We start from the raw sequence: 16,675 nt of genomic DNA, 5'->3' as shown, positions 1-16,675 counted from the left end.
CACCCCAATACAGAAATCGAGTCGCGAGTCGCATTCATTGTCCTTACTGCTTCCCCGCTCGCCGCTGCCCAAAGCCGGCGAAAAGCTTCAGTTTCCCTCCTTTGCCGGCTCGGCCGACGCACTGCTGATCGCCCAGGCGGCCACTGCTGCCGGCCCCGGGCGGCGCATGCTCGCGGTACTCACGGCCAGTGCCGCCGACGCGCAACGCCTGCTCGTGGAAATCCCGTGGTTCGCTCCCGATCTGCGCATCCGCTTGCTGCCGGACTGGGAAACGCTGCCTTACGACAGTTTCTCGCCGCATCACGACCTGGTTTCCGAGCGTCTGGCGACGCTCTATGCAGTCATGCGCGGCGAGTGCGACGTGCTGCTGGTTCCTGCCGGAACGGCGGTCTACCGCCTCACTCCGCCGGCCTATCTGGCCGCCTACACCTTCTTTATCAAGCAGGGCGAGCAACTCGACGCCGAGCCATTCCGCGCGCAGCTGACGCTGGCCGGCTACGCGCACGTCACGCAGGTCGTGGCGCCGGGCGAATACTCGATCCGCGGCGGCATCATCGACCTCTTCCCGATGGGCTCGCAACTGCCGTACCGGCTGGATCTCTTCGCCGACGAAATCGAAAGCATCAAGACTTTCGACGTCGACACCCAGCGCACGCTCTATCCGGTCCCGGAAATTCGCCTGCTGCCGGCGCGCGAGTTTCCCCTCGACGAAAAGGGCCGCAGGCGTTTCCGGCAGCGTTTCCGGGAAATGTTCGAAGGAGACCCCGGCAAGTCACGGATTTACAAGGATGTCTCGAACGGCGTTGCGGCGGCCGGCATCGAATACTGGCTGCCGCTGTTCTTTGAAGAAACGGCCAGCCTTTTCGACTACCTGCCCAGGGAGACGGTCCTCGTCCTGCACAAGGACGTGCCCGAGGCGATCCGTGCCTTCTGGCGCGAGGCGCAGTCACGCTACGACATGCTCTCCGGCGATCGCAGCCACCCGCTGCTACTACCGGCGCAGCTCTTCCTCGCCGAGGAGCCGTTCTTCGTCGCCGCCAAATCCTACGCCCGCGTGAACCTCACCGCCGGCACGGACGGACCCGCACAGGCCCTGCCACCGCTGGCCGTCGACCGCCGTGCCCAGGATCCGCTGCACGTGCTGAAAGGCTTCATCGACAGCTTCCCGGGCCGCGTGCTGCTGCTCGCCGAAACTGCCGGACGCCGCGAAACGCTGAGCGAGCTGTTGGCAGAATACGCTCTGGCGCCGAGCGCGAGTAGCGACCTGGCCGCCTTCCTGGCCGCCGACAGCAAGCTCGCCCTGGCCGTGGCGCCACTGCACGACGGTTTCCAGCTCGCGCAGCTGGCGATCATCACCGAAGCCGAGCTCTACGCCGACAGTCCCTCGCGGCGCGCCCGCCACGCGGCGCAACGCAAGGCGACGGTCGACAACTGGCTGCGCGACCTCACCGAGCTGAAGGTCGGTTCGCCGGTGGTCCATGAGCAGCATGGCATCGCCCGCTACCAGGGCCTGATTCACCTCGATCTCGGTGAAGGCGAGATGGAGTTCCTCGAACTGCACTACGCCGGCGAGGCCAAGCTCTATGTGCCGGTGGCGCAACTGCACGTCATCTCGCGGTATTCGGGCGCCGACCCCGACGCCGCACCGCTGCACGCACTCGGCTCACCACAATGGGAAAAAGCGAAACGGCGCGCGGCGCTGCAGGCCCGCGACACGGCCGCCGAGCTGCTCGCGCTGTACGCCCTGCGCGCCGCACGCCAGGGGCACGCCTGCGAATTCAAGACGCACGATCACGACGCATTCGCCGACGGCTTCGGTTTTGAAGAGACCGCAGACCAGGCGACGGCGATCGCGGCGGTGATCGAAGACATGAAATCCGGCCGGCCGATGGATCGCCTGGTCTGCGGTGACGTCGGCTTCGGCAAGACCGAAGTCGCCCTGCGCGCCGTCTTCTGCGCCGTCGCCGGCGGTCGGCAGGCGGCCATCCTCTGCCCGACCACCCTGCTCTGTGAACAGCACTTCCAGACTTTCAACGACCGCTTTGCCGACTGGCCGGTAAGAATCGCCGAGCTGTCCCGCTTCAAGACCAATGCCGAAGTGGCGCAGGCGCTGCGCGAACTGGCCGAGGGCACGCTCGACATCGTCATCGGCACGCACCGCCTGTTGCAGAAGGACGTCAAGTTCAGCCGTCTCGGGCTGGTGGTCATCGACGAGGAGCACCGCTTCGGCGTCCGCCAGAAAGAGGCACTGAAAGCGCTGCGCGCCGAGGTCGACGTGCTGACGTTGACCGCGACACCGATCCCGCGCACCCTGGCGATGTCGCTCGAAGGCCTGCGCGACTTCTCGGTCATCGCCACCGCGCCCCAGAAGCGCCTGGCGATCAAGACCTTCGTCACCCACTTCTCGGACGGCATCATCCGCGAAGCGCTACTGCGCGAATTCAAACGCGGTGGGCAGGTATATTTCCTGCACAACGAAGTGAACACCATCGAGAACATGCGCAGCAAGCTCGAAAAGCTGTTGCCCGAAGCACGCATCGTCGTTGGCCACGGCCAGATGAAAGAGCGTGAGCTGGAGCGCGTAATGCGCGACTTTACACAACAACGCGTCAACGTCCTGCTGTGCACGACGATCATCGAAACCGGCATCGACAACCCGCACGCCAACACCATCGTCATCAATCGCGCCGACAAGTTCGGCCTGGCGCAACTGCATCAGCTGCGCGGTCGCGTCGGCCGCTCGCACCACCAGGCCTATGCCTACCTGCTGACGCACGACGACGCGGCGCTCAACAAGCAGGCCCGGCAACGCCTGGAAGCGATCCAGATGATGGATGAGCTCGGCGCCGGTTTCTACCTGGCGATGCACGACCTGGAAATCCGCGGCGCCGGAGAAGTTCTCGGCGACAACCAGTCGGGAGAAATGCAGGAAGTCGGCTTCAATATGTTCACCGAGATGCTCAACCGCGCCGTCGCGGCCCTCAAACAGGGCAAGGAGCCAGACCTCTTGCAGCCGCTGGCGATCACTACCGAGATCAACCTGCACACCCCGGCGCTGCTGCCCAACGACTACGCTCCCGACGTCCAGCAGCGACTGGCCCTCTACAAGCGCCTTGCCAACTGCACGACCGGCGACGACATCGCCGACCTGCAGGAAGAACTGGTCGATCGCTTCGGCGAGTTGCCGCCACAGGCCCGTGCCCTGCTCGACAGCCACCGCCTACGCCTGCTCTGCAAGCCGCTCGGGGTGAGCAAGCTCGACGCCACTGGCGAACAGATCGTCGTGCAATTCGAAGCCGAACCGCCGATCGACCCCATGTGCATCATCAATCTGATTCAGAGGGACCGCAACTACCGTCTCTCCGGGCCCGATAAACTGCTCCTCAAGCGCCACTGCCCAACGCTCGCCGACCGCGTTAGCGCGGTCAAGGACATGATTCATCAACTCAGCCGTTTGCCAAAACCATGACCCATTTCGACATTGACAACATCAACGTCAGCGCCTTTGACGCCATGCCTTCCCCCGAGGAAATCCACGCCCGCCTGCCGCTTTCGCCGGCCGCCGCTGGCCTGGTGATGAACGGCCGCGAGGTCCTGCGCAATATCCTCGACCGCCGTGACCGCCGCCTGTTTGTCGTCGTCGGACCCTGCTCGATCCATGACCCGATCGCCGGCCTCGACTATGCGCGCCGCCTGAAGGCGCTCGCTGATGAGGTCAGCGATTCGTTGTACCTGGTGATGCGCGTCTATTTTGAAAAACCGCGCACCACGACCGGCTGGAAAGGCTATATCAATGACCCGGACATGGACGACTCCTTCCGTGTCGATCAGGGCATGCAGAAAGCACGCGAGTTCCTGCTCGAGCTCGCCGAAATGGGCCTGCCCGCCGGTACCGAGGCCCTCGACCCGATCTCGCCGCAGTACCTGGGCGATCTGATTGCCTGGACGGCCATCGGCGCGCGCACCACCGAGTCGCAGACGCACCGCGAGATCTCGTCCGGCCTGTCCACTCCGGTGGGGTTCAAGAACGGCACCAATGGCGACGTCGCCATTGCCATCAACGCCATCCTTTCAGCCTCGCGGCCGCACAGCTTCCTGGGTATCAATGGCCAGGGACGCACGTCGATCGTACGCACGCGCGGCAATCGTTACGGGCACCTGGTCCTGCGCGGCGGCGACGGTCGCCCGAACTACGATACGGTCAGCGTGCAGATGGCCGAACAGGCACTGCTCAAGGCCGGCTTGCCGAGTAATATCGTCATCGACTGCTCGCATGCCAACAGCTACAAGAAGCCCGAGTTGCAGCCACTGGTGATGGCCGATGTGGTCAACCAGGTGCGCCTGGGCAACCAGTCGCTGGTCGGCGTGATGGTCGAGTCGAACCTCATCGCCGGCAACCAGTCGATCCCCGAAGACCTGTCACAGCTGAAATACGGCTGCTCGGTCACCGACGCCTGTGTCGACTGGGAGAGTACCGAAAAAATGATCCGCGACGCCGCCCGCCTGCTGCGCGAGGTGCTGCCGACGCGAGGCGACTGACCTCGCTGAATCGGCAGCCGCCGCTGACAGGAAGCGGGCGTGTACTCACTCGCCTAAGCTGGCGGCGCGATGCCGGATTCCTCGTCGGAGGAAACGACGTGGCGCTCGAAGGCCTGGGTTGCCTGCTTGACGGAAACGTAAAAGTCCGCGCCACCAATTTCCTCGGATAGACCTACCCTGGCGAGTTCTTCCCGGAACGGCCGCGGCGCATCGGCGATCTTGACGTCAACGCCCCTGGCAACCAGTTCCCGATGCAGTTCCACAAAGCGTTGCGCCGCCGTGACGTCCATGTCGTGGATCGCCTGCGCATCGATGACCAGCCACTTGACCGGCGGCTCCGCCTCGTCAACGAGCGCCCGCAGACGGTTCACGACGTGCCTGGCGTTGGCAAAGATCAGCGGCGCGTAAAGGCGATAGACCAGCACGCCCGGCACGCTCTCCGCTTCCTCGTCCTCGAGGCAGTCGTGGAACTTGCCGTCGCTGCGCAGGCGGCGGAGCACCGCGTCACGGGGGCGAGAAACCTGGACCAGCACCGTGGTCAGCGACAGCAGCAGACCGAGAATGATGCCCGGCACGACACCCGCCAGCAGTATCGCTGCGGTCACGCCCAAGGCAATGCCGCACTCGACACGATCGATCTTGTACAAACCCTTGAGCGACGCCATTTCCACCATGCCGATGGCGGTGACGATCAGAATCGCACCCAGGGCCACCTTTGGCAGCAGCGCGATCAGACCGGTGAGGAAGAACAGGAACAGGAGCAGACCCCCGGCCAGAATCAGTTGCGCCAGCTGCGTCTTGCCACCAGACGAATCGACGATCGAGGTCCGTGACTGACTGGCCGAAACGGGAAAGCCCTGCCACAGCCCGGCCAGTATGTTCGCCGAGCCGAGGGCGACCAGTTCGCGGTTCGGGTTCACTTCGTAGCCATTTTTTTCGGCAAAGGTTTGCGCCAGAAGAATGCCGTCTGAAAATGCCAGGAAAGCAATCGCTACGGCAGCCGGGGCAAGTGCCGCGACATCGGACCACTCCGGTATCGGAATCGTCAGCTGCGGAAATCCCGAAGGCACCTCACCGACCAGGGCGATGCCGTAGCTGCCCAGATCAAGGAAGAAGGTGGCAAGGATCGCCACTGCACAGACCGCCAGCGCGCCCGGCACGCGTGGCAGCCAGCGCGCCAGGGCAACCAGCATGGCCACCAGCAGCACCCCGAAAAAGAAAGTCGCCAGATGCGTCTGAGGCAATTTCTGGAACACCGTATACACAATCTGGAAGAATTCTTCACCCTCTGTCTTGATGCCGAACATCTTGCCGAGCTGCGTGGCGATGAGCACCAGCGAAGCACCGTTCAAGTAGCCGATCAGGACTGGTCGGGACAGCAGGTCGGCAATCACGCCCAGCTTCAAGCGCGCGGCGAGCAACAACACGATACCCGACAGGATGCTGAGCACCGCCGCCAGAACGACCATGCGTGCCGGATCTCCACCCGACAGCGGCAGGATCGCCGACCCGGCGAGCAGGCCGATCGCCGCATCCGGTCCGGCGATGACGTGCCGTGAACTGGAAAAGAGCGCGTAGCCGATCGCCGCTGCCAGCGCCGCGTACAAGCCGGTAATCGCCGGCAGGTGTACCAGCTCGGCATAGGCAATCACCGACGGGATCGAGACGATACACGCTGAAAGCCCGGCAATTGAATCCTTGCCCAGCCAGGCCAGTCGATAGCCTCGCAGTGTCGCGATCAAGGGCAGGCCAGATCCCAGGAAGGAGAAAAGAGTGCCAGCTTTCATGTCTGAGTCCCCTGAAAGGAAGAGATGTAACGACAATATACCGCGATTCGTCAGCGTTCCGCCAAGTGTTGGCCAGGGGAAAAGCGGCATTGGCGACGCGTCGCACTACAAGCAAGGCGGCTGCCAGCTTGCGGGCCAGGGTCGTGATGGACCGGATCAGGCACGGCAAGCCTGTCGACCTGTGAAATGACGGTGGGGGCCGAAGCCCCCACCGATAGCCATTCTGTTTATTGGACGGCTACGTCCTCAGCAGGCCTTAAGCGGCCAGTGCGAAACGCTCATCATTGGCGTTTGTGGTTTTGCGCGGATTACGTCCGTCGCCTCTCGGGCCGCCTGCTCGCCATCTGTCACCCTGTCGAAACCGGTGCACCCCCGCAGTGGTGGAGGTGGCGGGAATCGAACCCGCGTCCAGAACGCTTCCGGTTTGCCGGAATTACGACCATGGAAGGCATTATGGGTGCAGCGCCGCGGGAATACAAGGTCGAAAATCCGCCAGTTCCCGACATGGCCCCTACAAAACCGCGGCGTCGCGGCGGCTCGCTCCAGCCGCCTAGACCTGCATGTTCATGACGTCCTGGTAGGCGGAGACGAGTTTATTGCGCACCTGGATCATTTCCTGGAACGAAAGGCTGGCCGTTTGCAGCGCGACCATCACTTCGTGCAGGTTCTCGGTGCTATTGCCGGCGGCAAAATTTGCCGCCATGGCTTCCGCCTGCTGCTGCGTCTGACTCACCTGGGCGATCGAATTCTGCAACACCTGCGCGAAGTCGGCCCCTGCTGCAGGGCTCTGCGCCTCGGCAACACGACCAGCGGCGGTCGCCGACGTTGCCTGCAATACACTCAACATCTGCTCGATACCTTTGCTGTCCATTCTCTTCTCCAAGCACTGCCCAATTTAGTGGAGCAAGACTCATGCCTGCTTTCCACTCGGTTTGATCAGAGGATCACGTCTTCAGAAAACCGTCGAGGCGATACTGTCGCAACTTGTGACGCAAGGTCCGCTCCGACATCCCGAGGCGCTGCCCGGCGAGAGTTCGCGAGCCATCGACCGACGCCAAGGTTGCCAGTATATGCTCCCGCTCCACTTCGCTCATCTTGTTGGCGTTCCGAGCGGCTGCTGGAGACGCGGCGACGGTCGTTGTCGGCGCGGCCATTTCCCGCCGCGGCGCGGCGCTCGGAGCCAGCGGTGCTGCAGCCGCCAGATGCAGGGAATCGATTTCGACCCGGTCGCCGGGAGCTAGAATGACCGCCCGCTGCATCACGTTCTCCAACTCACGAACGTTGCCCGGCCAGGCGTGCTGACGCAGCGCCGTTTCCGCAGCAGCGGACAGGCGCAGACCCGGACGACCGGCACGAAGGCCGTGTTGGGCAAGAAAATGGCGCGCCAGCGGTGCGATGTCTTCGCCGCGTTGGCGCAGCGCCGGGATCAGCAGCGGAAAGACGTTCAGGCGATAGAACAAGTCTTCACGGAAGTGGCCTCTGGCGACGGCGTCGGCCATGTCACGATTGGAAGTGGCGATGACCCGGATATCGAGGATCACCGGCTGCTTGCCGCCGACCCGCTCCACTTCGCGCTCCTGCAAGACGCGCAACAGCTTGGCTTGCAGGCCAAGCGGCATTTCGGTGATCTCGTCGAGCAGCAGACTGCCGTGCTGCGCTTGCTCGAACTTGCCGGCCTGCGCCTGCTGGGCGCCGCTGAAGGCGCCTTTTTCATAACCGAAAAGGGTGGCCTCGAGCAGGCTGTCGGGAATGGCTGCGCAGTTGATGGCCACGAACGGACCTTTGCTGCGTGCCGAATGCTGGTGAATGAAGCGCGCCACCACCTCCTTGCCAACGCCGCTTTCGCCGGTCAGCAAGACGGTGCTGTCACTCTGCGCGACCCGCCCGGCAAGCGCGAAGAGGTTGACGCTCACCGGATCGATGGCGATCGCTCGCTCATTAGCGTGCGCTTCGGGTAGACGATAGCGCTGCACGTGATCGAGCAGGGCCTTCGGCTCGAACGGTTTCAACAGAAAGTCGCAAGCACCCGCGCGCATGGCTTCGACGGCGCGGTCCACGTCGGCGAAAGCGGTCATCAGCACGACCGGCAAATAGGGATGGCGATAGCGAATTTCCTTGAGCAGGGTGATGCCGTCGATCGGCCGCATGCGTACATCGCTGACCACCAGCGAGACGGTCCGTTCAGCGAGCAGCTGCAGCGCCGCGTCGCCACCACCTGCGGAGACGACCGCCAGGCCCGCCAGTTCGAGGGTATCGCACACCGCCTCGCGCAAGGCGGCGTCGTCTTCTACCACCAATATCGGCAAAGCCGGCGTCATAGGCTTGCTTGATCCTTACAAAGCTTGCTCGATCGCCAATGCGACCGGCAGCATGATTACGAATTCCGAGCCTTCGCCCGGCACCGAGTGTACCGTCATCGCCCCACCATGGGCACGCACGACCCCCAGCGCGATGGCCAGACCAAGCCCGGTCCCCTGCCCGCTGGTCGTGAAGAAGGGCTCGAAGACGCGCGCCTGGATTTCCGGCGCGATCCCGGCGCCGGTATCGCGGACAGCAATGCGCAGCTGGCCAGCGCGCAGCTCGGCACCAAGCGTGACTTCGGCGCGTTCAGTCGCTGCAGTGACGGCGCCGAGTTCGCTCACTTCGCCCGCCGTGAGGCAGGCCTGCAGGGCATTCTCGAGTAGATTCACGAGCGCGCCGACCAAGGCCTTGCGGCTACCGGTGACGACCGTCTCGGCGCTGCCGCCGACAATCCGGAAAGCGATTCCCTTCGCCAGGAACAGGGGTTCGACGGTCTGCGCAGCTTCGGCGAGCAGTTGCCGGGCCGGCGTCGAATCGCGGCCGATGCTCTCGCCGCGGGCAAAGAGCAGCACTTCCTGGATCAGGCGCTCGAGACGTTTCAGCTGTGCGCTCGCCTTGTCGGCGAAACGCAGGCGCGCAGTCTCGGCAAGTCCCGGCTGCGCCAGGTTGGCACTATAGAGCAAGGCCGTCGCCAGCGGGGTGCGTAGCTGATGGGCCAGCGAAGCAGCCATCTCACCCATGGCTACCAGGCGCTGATTACGTTCCAGTTCCGTCTTCAGGGCCTGCGCTGCGGTCACGTCGTGAATCAGCAAAATTCGCCCGCCGGCGGAATCCAGAGGACTCTCGGCAATCGCCAGGCGGCGCGCGCCAAGCTGCCACTCGTCCGGCGCCTCGGCCGCAACCAGCCTGGCCTGTGCCAGCGCGGGCCAGGATTCGCCGATCATCACCTGCGCGAACATCTCGCTAGCCGCCGGGTTGGCCTCACTGACACGAGCCGCGCTGTCGAGCACCACGACGCCAGCCGGCAAGGCCTTGAGCAACAGCGACAGGCGCTCGGAAAGTGCTTCCTTTTCTTCGTATTGCCGGCGCAGCTCGCCGTTGGCAACCGCCAGTTCAACGGTCAATGATTCGACCCGGCCCTGCAATCCCTGGTACGACTGCGTCAGCGCCAGCGAAACCTGGTTGAAAGCGTCGAAAGCGCGTTGCAGTTCCTGCGCCTTGAGTTCATTGCCCGGCGCTTGTACGACTTGCTTCATCCGATGGGAAGTCCCTTGCATTTAACAGCTACAATAGCAGAGTAATTGTCATCATTTTTTGCTTTTCGCCTGCAGCAACGCAGGCTTTTACCGTATCAGGCGCATGGCCGCAGCCGGAACCGAAACCACAGAGATAGCAGGCGCGGGCAAACCGCTGGATCGCGCTCGCGAGGCATTGGCGCGTTTGACCGACAAGCAGAAAGTGGTGCTGATGGTCTCGATCGCGGCGGTCATTGCGCTCCTCGTCGTCAGCGCTACCTGGCTCAGGCAAAACGAGTTCAGAGTGTTGTTCTCCAATATTTCCGAGCGCGACGGCGGCGCAATTATCGCTGCGCTCGAGCAGATGAACATCCCCTACGAGTTCAGCAACACCGGCAGCGCCATCCTGGTTCCCGAGAGCCGCGTGCACGATGTCCGCCTGCGCCTCGCGTCGCAGGGACTGCCGCGCGGCGGCGCCGTCGGTTTCGAGTTGATGGAGGCCCAGAAGTTCGGCATCAGCCAGTTTGCCGAACAGGTCAATTACCAGCGCGGCCTGGAAGGTGAGCTGTCGAAAACTATCCAGTCGATCGCCGCCGTGCGGGCGGCGCGGGTGCACCTGGCGATTCCAAAGCCAAGCGTTTTCATGCGCGAAGATCAGAAGCCATCGGCGTCGGTACTGCTCAGTCTTTACCCGGGACGCGCGCTCGACCCCACCCAGGTCGCCGGCATCCAGAATCTCATCGCCGCGAGCGTCCCGCAGTTGCTGCCCGCCAGCGTTACCCTGCTCGACCAGAGCGGCGCCTTGCTGTCGAGAAAGAAAAATGCACTGCTGGAAGCCGGCCTCGATCCGACGCAGGCGAGCTATATTCATCAAGTTGAGGCGAGCATTATCAAGCGGGTCGAGGACATCCTCGCGCCGATTGTCGGACCCGACAATGCACGCGTCCAGATCGCCGCTGACATCGACTTTTCGCAAAGCGAGCAAACAGCCGAAACGCATCGACCGAACAGCACCCCCCCGGACATCAGTATTCGCAGCCAGCAAAGCAGCGAAAGCGCGAGCACCACCCCGGCCGCTCAAGGCGTTCCCGGTGCGCTCAGCAATCAACCACCGGTACCGGCGACGGCACCGCTGACCCAGCCCGCCGTACCTGGCGCCGGACCCGCCGCCGCGGGCCAGCCTCCCGTCCCCGGACAGATCAACGCCGCCGGAGTGCAGGCATTGATTGGCAGTGTCGGACAACCCCTGAACACCAGCAAGAACGCAACTATCAACTACGAGGTCGACAAGACCATCCGCCACGTCAAGAACGCCGTCGGAACCATCAAGCGCCTGTCCGGCGCAGTGGTGGTCAATCAGCGTCAGGAAATCGACAAGGACGGCAAGAGCGTCAGCAAGCCGTTGTCAGACGCGGAGATCAAGCAGATCAGCGATCTGGTCAAGGAGGCGATGGGCTTCAACAAGGATCGCGGCGATAGCGTTTCAGTCGCCAATGCGCCCTTCACGGCCCTCGATAAAGAGGACGCCTTGCCGCTGTGGCGAGACCCGGAAATGGTCTCGCTGGTCAAGGAACTGCTCAAGTACGGCGCGCTTGCCGGCATCATCGCCTATCTCTTGCTCGGCGTCGTGCGTCCCTTGTTGAAGACCATTCTGCACCCGGAGGCAGCCAGCGAAAGCGGCGTCGGTGGCACCATCGATCTCCTTGCCGGCGAGGAGGGCGAAGAAGGCGACGGCGAGGAACAGGTGCCGACAGCGGCCATGCTGCTCGAACAGCAACTCGCCAAGGCACGTGCGCTGGCGCAACAGGACCCACGCGCGGTAGCCAACATCATCAGGGAATGGACCGGCGCCAATGCCAGCTGAAGACGGCATCGAGAAAAGCGCCATCCTGCTGATCGCGCTTGGCGAAGACTACGCGGCCGAGGTGCTCAAGCATCTCGGGCCAAAGGACGTGCAGAAGCTGGGGCACGCCATGGCCGCCCTGAAATCGGTTCCCCGCACACGTGTCGCCGAAGTGCTCGCCGAGTTCCAAAGCACCGCCGAAGAGTCCGCCGCCGTCAATTTCGATACCGATTCCTACGTCCGCTCGGTACTCACCAAGGCCCTCGGCGACGACAAGGCGTCCAACCTGATCTCCCGGATCCTGCAGCCAGGCGACACCAATGGCATCGAAGGCTTGAAGTGGATGGACGCGCCAACCGTCGCCGACCTGATCAAGAACGAGCATCCCCAGATCATCGCCACGATTCTCGTCCACCTCGCCCATGACCATTCCAGCGACATCCTGAACCAGCTTTCCGAGCGCCTGCGCAACGACGTGGTATTGCGTATAGCAACTCTCGAAGGCATTCAGCCCGAAGCCTTGAAAGAGTTGAACGACGTCATGCTGCGCCTGCTTTCGGGTTCCGCGAGTGTCAAGCAATCAGCCTTGGGCGGCGTACGGGCGGTCGCCGAGATCCTCAACTTCATGGGTGCCGCCAACGAAACCTCGGTAGTCGACTCGATCCGCGAATACGACCCTGACCTGGCGCAGAAGATCCTCGACGAGATGTTCGTCTTCGAAAACCTGATGGATCTCGACGACCGAGCGATCCAGCAGCTGCTACGCGAGATTCAGTCCGAATCACTGATCCTGGCCATGAAGGGAGCCACCGAATCGCTGCGCGAAAAGATCTTCAAGAACATGTCGCAACGCGCTGCGGAAATGCTTCGCGAAGACCTCGACTCGCGCGGACCGGTGCGGCTCTCCGAAGTCGAAAGCGAGCAGAAAGAGATCCTCAAGATCGTCCGCCGCCTCGCCGACGAGGGGCAGATCGTCCTTGGCGGGGCCGGCGGTGAGGAAATGGTCTGAGTAAGCACGCCCCATGAGCAACTGGATCCCCAAAGAGAAACTGACTGCCTACCAGCGCTGGGAGGTCGCTGCGTTCGACGAGCAGGCCAGCGAAGCCGATGCGCCACAACACAAGGTGCCACATCCCCCAGCGCCGCCACCTGAGGCGTCGCCTGCCAACGGCACGCTGCACCATGACCCCGCTGACGCGGACCTGCAGACGGAGGAAACCGTGGCCGCGGACAGCGTCGACACGCAAGAGCCGGCAGAACCGCCTCTGGTCCTGCCGACAGCCGCAGATATCGAGCGCATGCATCACGACGCGCACGCGGAAGGCTATGCCGCCGGCTACCAGGAAGGCATCGCTGCCGCGCAGGCATCGGCGGAGGCCATGGCGACCTTGATGGACAACCTGCAGCAGGCGATGAGCGGCATCGACCAGGGCGTCGCCGATCAATTGCTGACCCTGGCCATGGAGGTCGCCAATCAGGTCTTGCGGCAAAGCCTGAGCGTGCAGCCGGAGTTACTGTTGGCGGTCGTCAAAGAAGCCGTCAGCACGCTGCACCCGCATCACGGACAGCCGCTGCTGTTCGTTCACCCCGACGATGCGACGCTGGTGCGCAATCATCTGGGCGAGCAAATGCCGCACATCAACTGGCGAATCGTCGAGGACGGCACGCTGACGCGGGGGGGATGTCGAGTCGAAGTCGGTGCCAGCGAAGTCGACGCAACACTGGAAACGCGCTGGCGGCGGGTCGTTGAAGGCATCGGCATCAGCGAGGAATGGCTCGCGGGCAAGGCGCCCGAAGGAAAGGCCAACGAACGATGAGCGAGCTTGTCGACAATCCGCAACTCGCTGCCTGGCGCCGCTTTCTGGAGGGCTGCGGACAGGCGGCCGGCCAGGTCAGTTCGCTGCTTCCCAGCGGCCACCTGACGCGCATCAATGGCCTGGTCATGGAGGCCTCGGGGCTGCGACTACCGCTCGGCAGTTCTTGCCGGATCGTGCCGCCGGGCGGCTCGCCAATCGAAGCAGAAGTCGTCGGCTTCAACGGCGAACGCCTCTTTCTGATGCCGTCGGAAGACGTCTATGGCCTGCCCCCGGGAGCCCGCGTCATGGCCCTCGAAGCGCCGAAGCAGCCACCCCGAATCGGTCAACCACCACCGGCGCGGCGACGCTCGATTGACCGCGCAAAGTTGGTCCCGGTGGGCGAATCACTCCTCGGCCGCGTCCTCGATGGTGCTGGCCGCCCACTCGACAAGCTTGGCCCGCTGGAGACCGGATCACTTCGGCCGCTGCAGAGCCGACCGGTCAACCCGATGTCGAGAGCAGCGATCGAGCAGCCGCTCGATGTCGGCGTCCGTGCCATCAACGCCCTGCTCTGCGTCGGCCGTGGCCAACGCATGGGTCTGTTCGCCGGCTCCGGTGTTGGCAAGAGCGTACTGCTGGGCATGATGGCCCGCTATACCGAAGCTGACGTCATCGTCGTCGGGCTGATCGGCGAACGCGGTCGCGAGGTCAAGGAGTTCATCGAGCAGATTCTTGGTGAGGAAGGCTTGCGCCGCTCGGTAGTCATCGCCGCACCGGCCGACGTCAGCCCGCTGATGCGCCTGCAGGGAGCTGCCTACGCGACCTGCATCGCCGAGTACTTCCGTGATCGAGGCCGGCATGTGCTGCTGATCATGGACTCACTGACGCGCTACGCCATGGCCCAACGCGAGATTGCACTGGCCATCGGCGAGCCGCCGGTCACCCGCGGCTACCCACCGTCAGTTTTCGCTCGCCTGCCACAACTGGTCGAGCGCGCTGGCAACGGCGCCGACGGCGGCGGATCGATCACCGGCTTCTACACCGTGCTCGCGGAAGGTGACGACCAGCAGGATCCGATCGCCGATTCGGCGCGCGCGATCCTGGACGGCCACATCGTCCTGTCAAGGACGCTGGCCGACGCCGGGCACTACCCGGCAATCGATATCGAGCAATCGATCTCGCGCGCGATGGTCAATCTGGTCAGCCCGGCGCACCTCGACAACATTCGCCGTTTCAAGGGACTCTTCTCGCGCTACCAGCGTTCCCGCGACCTGATCAGCGTCGGCGCCTACGCGGCAGGTTCGGATCTGCAACTCGACCAGGCCATCGCCATCTATCCGAAATTCGAAGTACTGCTGCAACAGAATCTCGCCCAGCGTGCCGACTTCGACACCAGCATCGCGCAACTTCAGGCGCTGTTTGCTGCCAACCCCTGATCCAGGCCAGGCGGCCCTACTCGCCAGCCTTCCCGCCCCAAGGCGGCGATCAATTAGTCTGCCAAGCCCGCCGACTTCACCGACCTCATCGAGTTCAATGTGCCGAAACCCTTCTCCCTGCAAGCGGTCCTGGACCTCATGCAGAACCGTAGCGACGAAGCCACGCAACGTCTGGCACGCCTGATTGCCTCGGAACGTGACGCGCAGGGCAAGCTTCGCATGCTCGAAGAGTATCGCGATGACTACAGCGAGCGCTTTCGCAAGGCGGTGCAAGGCGGCCTGCGACAGCCGGAATGGCGCAACTATCAGGAATTCCTGAAGCGTCTCGACGAAGCCATCAAGCAGCAGTTGCAGGCTGTCCACCAGCAGCAATCGCACACCGCCAGCGGCCAGGCAGAATGGCGACAGCAGCGCAAGCGGCTGCAAGCCTTTGATGCCCTTTTCGAACGCCATCGCGCCAGCGAAGCAAAGCTGGAAGGGCGTCAGGAGCAAAAGGCACAGGACGAGTGGGCCGCTCGCCGGAAGCACGACAAAGAAGACGGCGAATAGACTCGCCAACGCTGTATGGAACGATAATTGCTTGGCTATCGGCAAGACTTGTCGAGGAGGATCGTCCATGAGCATTACAATCGTTGCAAGCTTCGCCCCGGCAGCCGTCCTGGGAGCGTCCGCAGCAGGTGGCGCCAGCGACCCGCTGGCGGTTGGTGATGAGAGCACCGGGCTGGACTTTGCAAGCGTTCTGCTGGCGCAGCCAGTCAGCGCCGCGCCGCTCGCTTCCGAAAGCAGCGAAGCCGTCACTGACGACATGGCGACCCTTCCCGAGGCAGCACCTGATTTCGCAGGCGGCGAGCTTCTGGCCATGCTCGGGCTGAATCAGCTAAACCAGCTGCCCTCCCTGCAGGCCGTCAATCCTGCGAGCCGCGGCGATCGCGCCGAAATCGCGCCGCTGAGCACCTCCTTGCCGACGCCTGGCTCGCCGTTGAGCATCTCCTTGCCGACGCCTGGCTCGCCGCTGCTCGCCTCGGCTGCGACGGCATCGGCAAGCAGCGAGAGTGCACAAGGATCCTCCCCCGGCAGCGACGAGAGAGGGGCGTGGGCGGCATCGACAGCGCCTATGGCCTGGACCAGCGCAGGCAAAGCGGCAAAATTTGCCGTTGCCGACTTGCTCGCGCCGGCTTTTGGGCAAAACGACATGAAGCGCCCGGAACAACAAGTATTGCCGGCCAGCAACCTGGCCACGCTCTCGCCAGTGAGCCAGGCGCCCAATGCCAGCGCAGGCATCGTGCCGGAAACTTCCCTGGGCCTGCAGACAGCACTCCGCGATCCCTCCTGGGCCACGGATTTCGGTCAAAAACTGCTGTGGTTCGCAGCCAGCGACAAGCAACTCGCGCAATTGACACTCAATCCGCCGCAATTGGGAAGCATCGAAATCACCCTCAAAATCGACAAGGACAGCGCCAACGCACACTTCGTTTCAGCGAACGCCGATGTTCGCGGGGCCATCGAAGCGGCATTGCCGCGCCTGCGCGAAATGTTCGCCAATGCGGGAATCGACCTCGGACAGGTCAGCGTCGGCAGCGAGTCCTTCCGCCAATCCGCCGATAGCCAACGACAAGCGTCGGGGTCACCCCGCCCGGTGTCCGATACGGCTATACTTGGCGGCGATTCGGTCAGCGCTCTGCTGGGCCAGAGCATCAGTACGCACCGCGGCAGCGCGCTGGTCGACATTTTCGCCTAG

At 63.6% G+C, this 16,675-nt stretch carries 12 protein-coding genes and 1 other RNA gene; 8 read left to right on the top strand and 5 right to left on the bottom strand.

All coding sequences use genetic code 11. The features are described from left to right. The first annotated feature begins 37 nt into the window (after nucleotides 1–37). Together mfd and QZ648_RS13435 are read left to right on the top strand one after the other, a co-directional pair. Nucleotides 38–3,469 carry a transcription-repair coupling factor gene (mfd, locus tag QZ648_RS13440; RefSeq protein WP_291997377.1) on the top strand — a complete coding sequence of 1,144 codons (3,432 nt, stop codon included), beginning with the start codon at nucleotides 38–40 and terminating at the stop codon, nucleotides 3,467–3,469. Continuing rightward, nucleotides 3,466–4,539, top strand: coding sequence for a 3-deoxy-7-phosphoheptulonate synthase (locus QZ648_RS13435; protein WP_169066831.1), 1,074 nt, complete (start codon nucleotides 3,466–3,468; stop codon nucleotides 4,537–4,539). Before mfd ends, QZ648_RS13435 begins: the two co-directional genes overlap by 4 nt. 53 nt (nucleotides 4,540–4,592) lie before the next feature. Here the strand turns inward: QZ648_RS13435 and sulP are convergent, their stop codons facing one another. The 5 genes from sulP to QZ648_RS13410 form a co-directional block, all read right to left on the bottom strand. Then, nucleotides 4,593–6,326, bottom strand: coding sequence for a sulfate permease (sulP, locus tag QZ648_RS13430; RefSeq protein WP_169066830.1), 1,734 nt, complete (start codon nucleotides 6,324–6,326; stop codon nucleotides 4,593–4,595). A 187-nt stretch (nucleotides 6,327–6,513) separates the two neighbouring features. After that, nucleotides 6,514–6,819, bottom strand: a transfer-messenger RNA (tmRNA) gene (gene ssrA, locus QZ648_RS13425). Between the two features lie 57 nt (nucleotides 6,820–6,876). Continuing rightward, a complete protein-coding gene (fliE, locus tag QZ648_RS13420; RefSeq protein WP_169066829.1) occupies nucleotides 6,877–7,197 on the bottom strand; it encodes a flagellar hook-basal body complex protein FliE in 321 nt (106 codons plus the stop codon). Nucleotides 7,198–7,270: 73 nt separating this feature from the next. Beyond that, a complete protein-coding gene (locus QZ648_RS13415; protein ID WP_291997376.1) occupies nucleotides 7,271–8,644 on the bottom strand; it encodes a sigma-54 dependent transcriptional regulator in 1,374 nt (457 codons plus the stop codon). A 15-nt stretch (nucleotides 8,645–8,659) separates the two neighbouring features. Beyond that, a complete protein-coding gene (locus QZ648_RS13410; RefSeq protein ID WP_291997375.1) occupies nucleotides 8,660–9,883 on the bottom strand; it encodes an ATP-binding protein in 1,224 nt (407 codons plus the stop codon). Nucleotides 9,884–9,986: 103 nt separating this feature from the next. On the opposite strand from QZ648_RS13410, the gene fliF reads away from it, so the two are divergent. From fliF to QZ648_RS13380, 6 genes are all read left to right on the top strand, one after another. Beyond that, a complete protein-coding gene (gene fliF, locus QZ648_RS13405) occupies nucleotides 9,987–11,726 on the top strand; it encodes a flagellar basal-body MS-ring/collar protein FliF (RefSeq protein ID WP_291997374.1) in 1,740 nt (579 codons plus the stop codon). Then, entirely contained in the window at nucleotides 11,716–12,714 is a 999-nt protein-coding gene (gene fliG, locus QZ648_RS13400) for a flagellar motor switch protein FliG (RefSeq protein ID WP_291997373.1), read from the top strand. The genes fliF and fliG overlap by 11 nt, the downstream gene beginning before the upstream one ends. A 13-nt stretch (nucleotides 12,715–12,727) precedes the next feature. Continuing rightward, a complete protein-coding gene (locus QZ648_RS13395) occupies nucleotides 12,728–13,522 on the top strand; it encodes a flagellar assembly protein FliH (RefSeq protein WP_291997372.1) in 795 nt (264 codons plus the stop codon). Beyond that, entirely contained in the window at nucleotides 13,519–14,937 is a 1,419-nt protein-coding gene (fliI, locus tag QZ648_RS13390) for a flagellar protein export ATPase FliI (RefSeq protein WP_169068429.1), read from the top strand. Before QZ648_RS13395 ends, fliI begins: the two co-directional genes overlap by 4 nt. 99 nt (nucleotides 14,938–15,036) lie before the next feature. Further along, complete coding sequence (gene fliJ, locus QZ648_RS13385) at nucleotides 15,037–15,486, top strand: flagellar export protein FliJ (RefSeq protein WP_169068428.1); 450 nt, start codon at nucleotides 15,037–15,039, stop codon at nucleotides 15,484–15,486. Between the two features lie 67 nt (nucleotides 15,487–15,553). Further along, nucleotides 15,554–16,675, top strand: coding sequence for a flagellar hook-length control protein FliK (locus tag QZ648_RS13380; RefSeq protein ID WP_291997371.1), 1,122 nt, complete (start codon nucleotides 15,554–15,556; stop codon nucleotides 16,673–16,675).

Source organism: Candidatus Accumulibacter sp. ACC012 (assembly GCF_907163155.1).
In the GTDB taxonomy this organism is placed as follows: Bacteria; Pseudomonadota; Gammaproteobacteria; order Burkholderiales; family Rhodocyclaceae; genus Accumulibacter; species Accumulibacter delftensis.
This window is presented reverse-complemented; position numbering and strand designations above follow the sequence as displayed.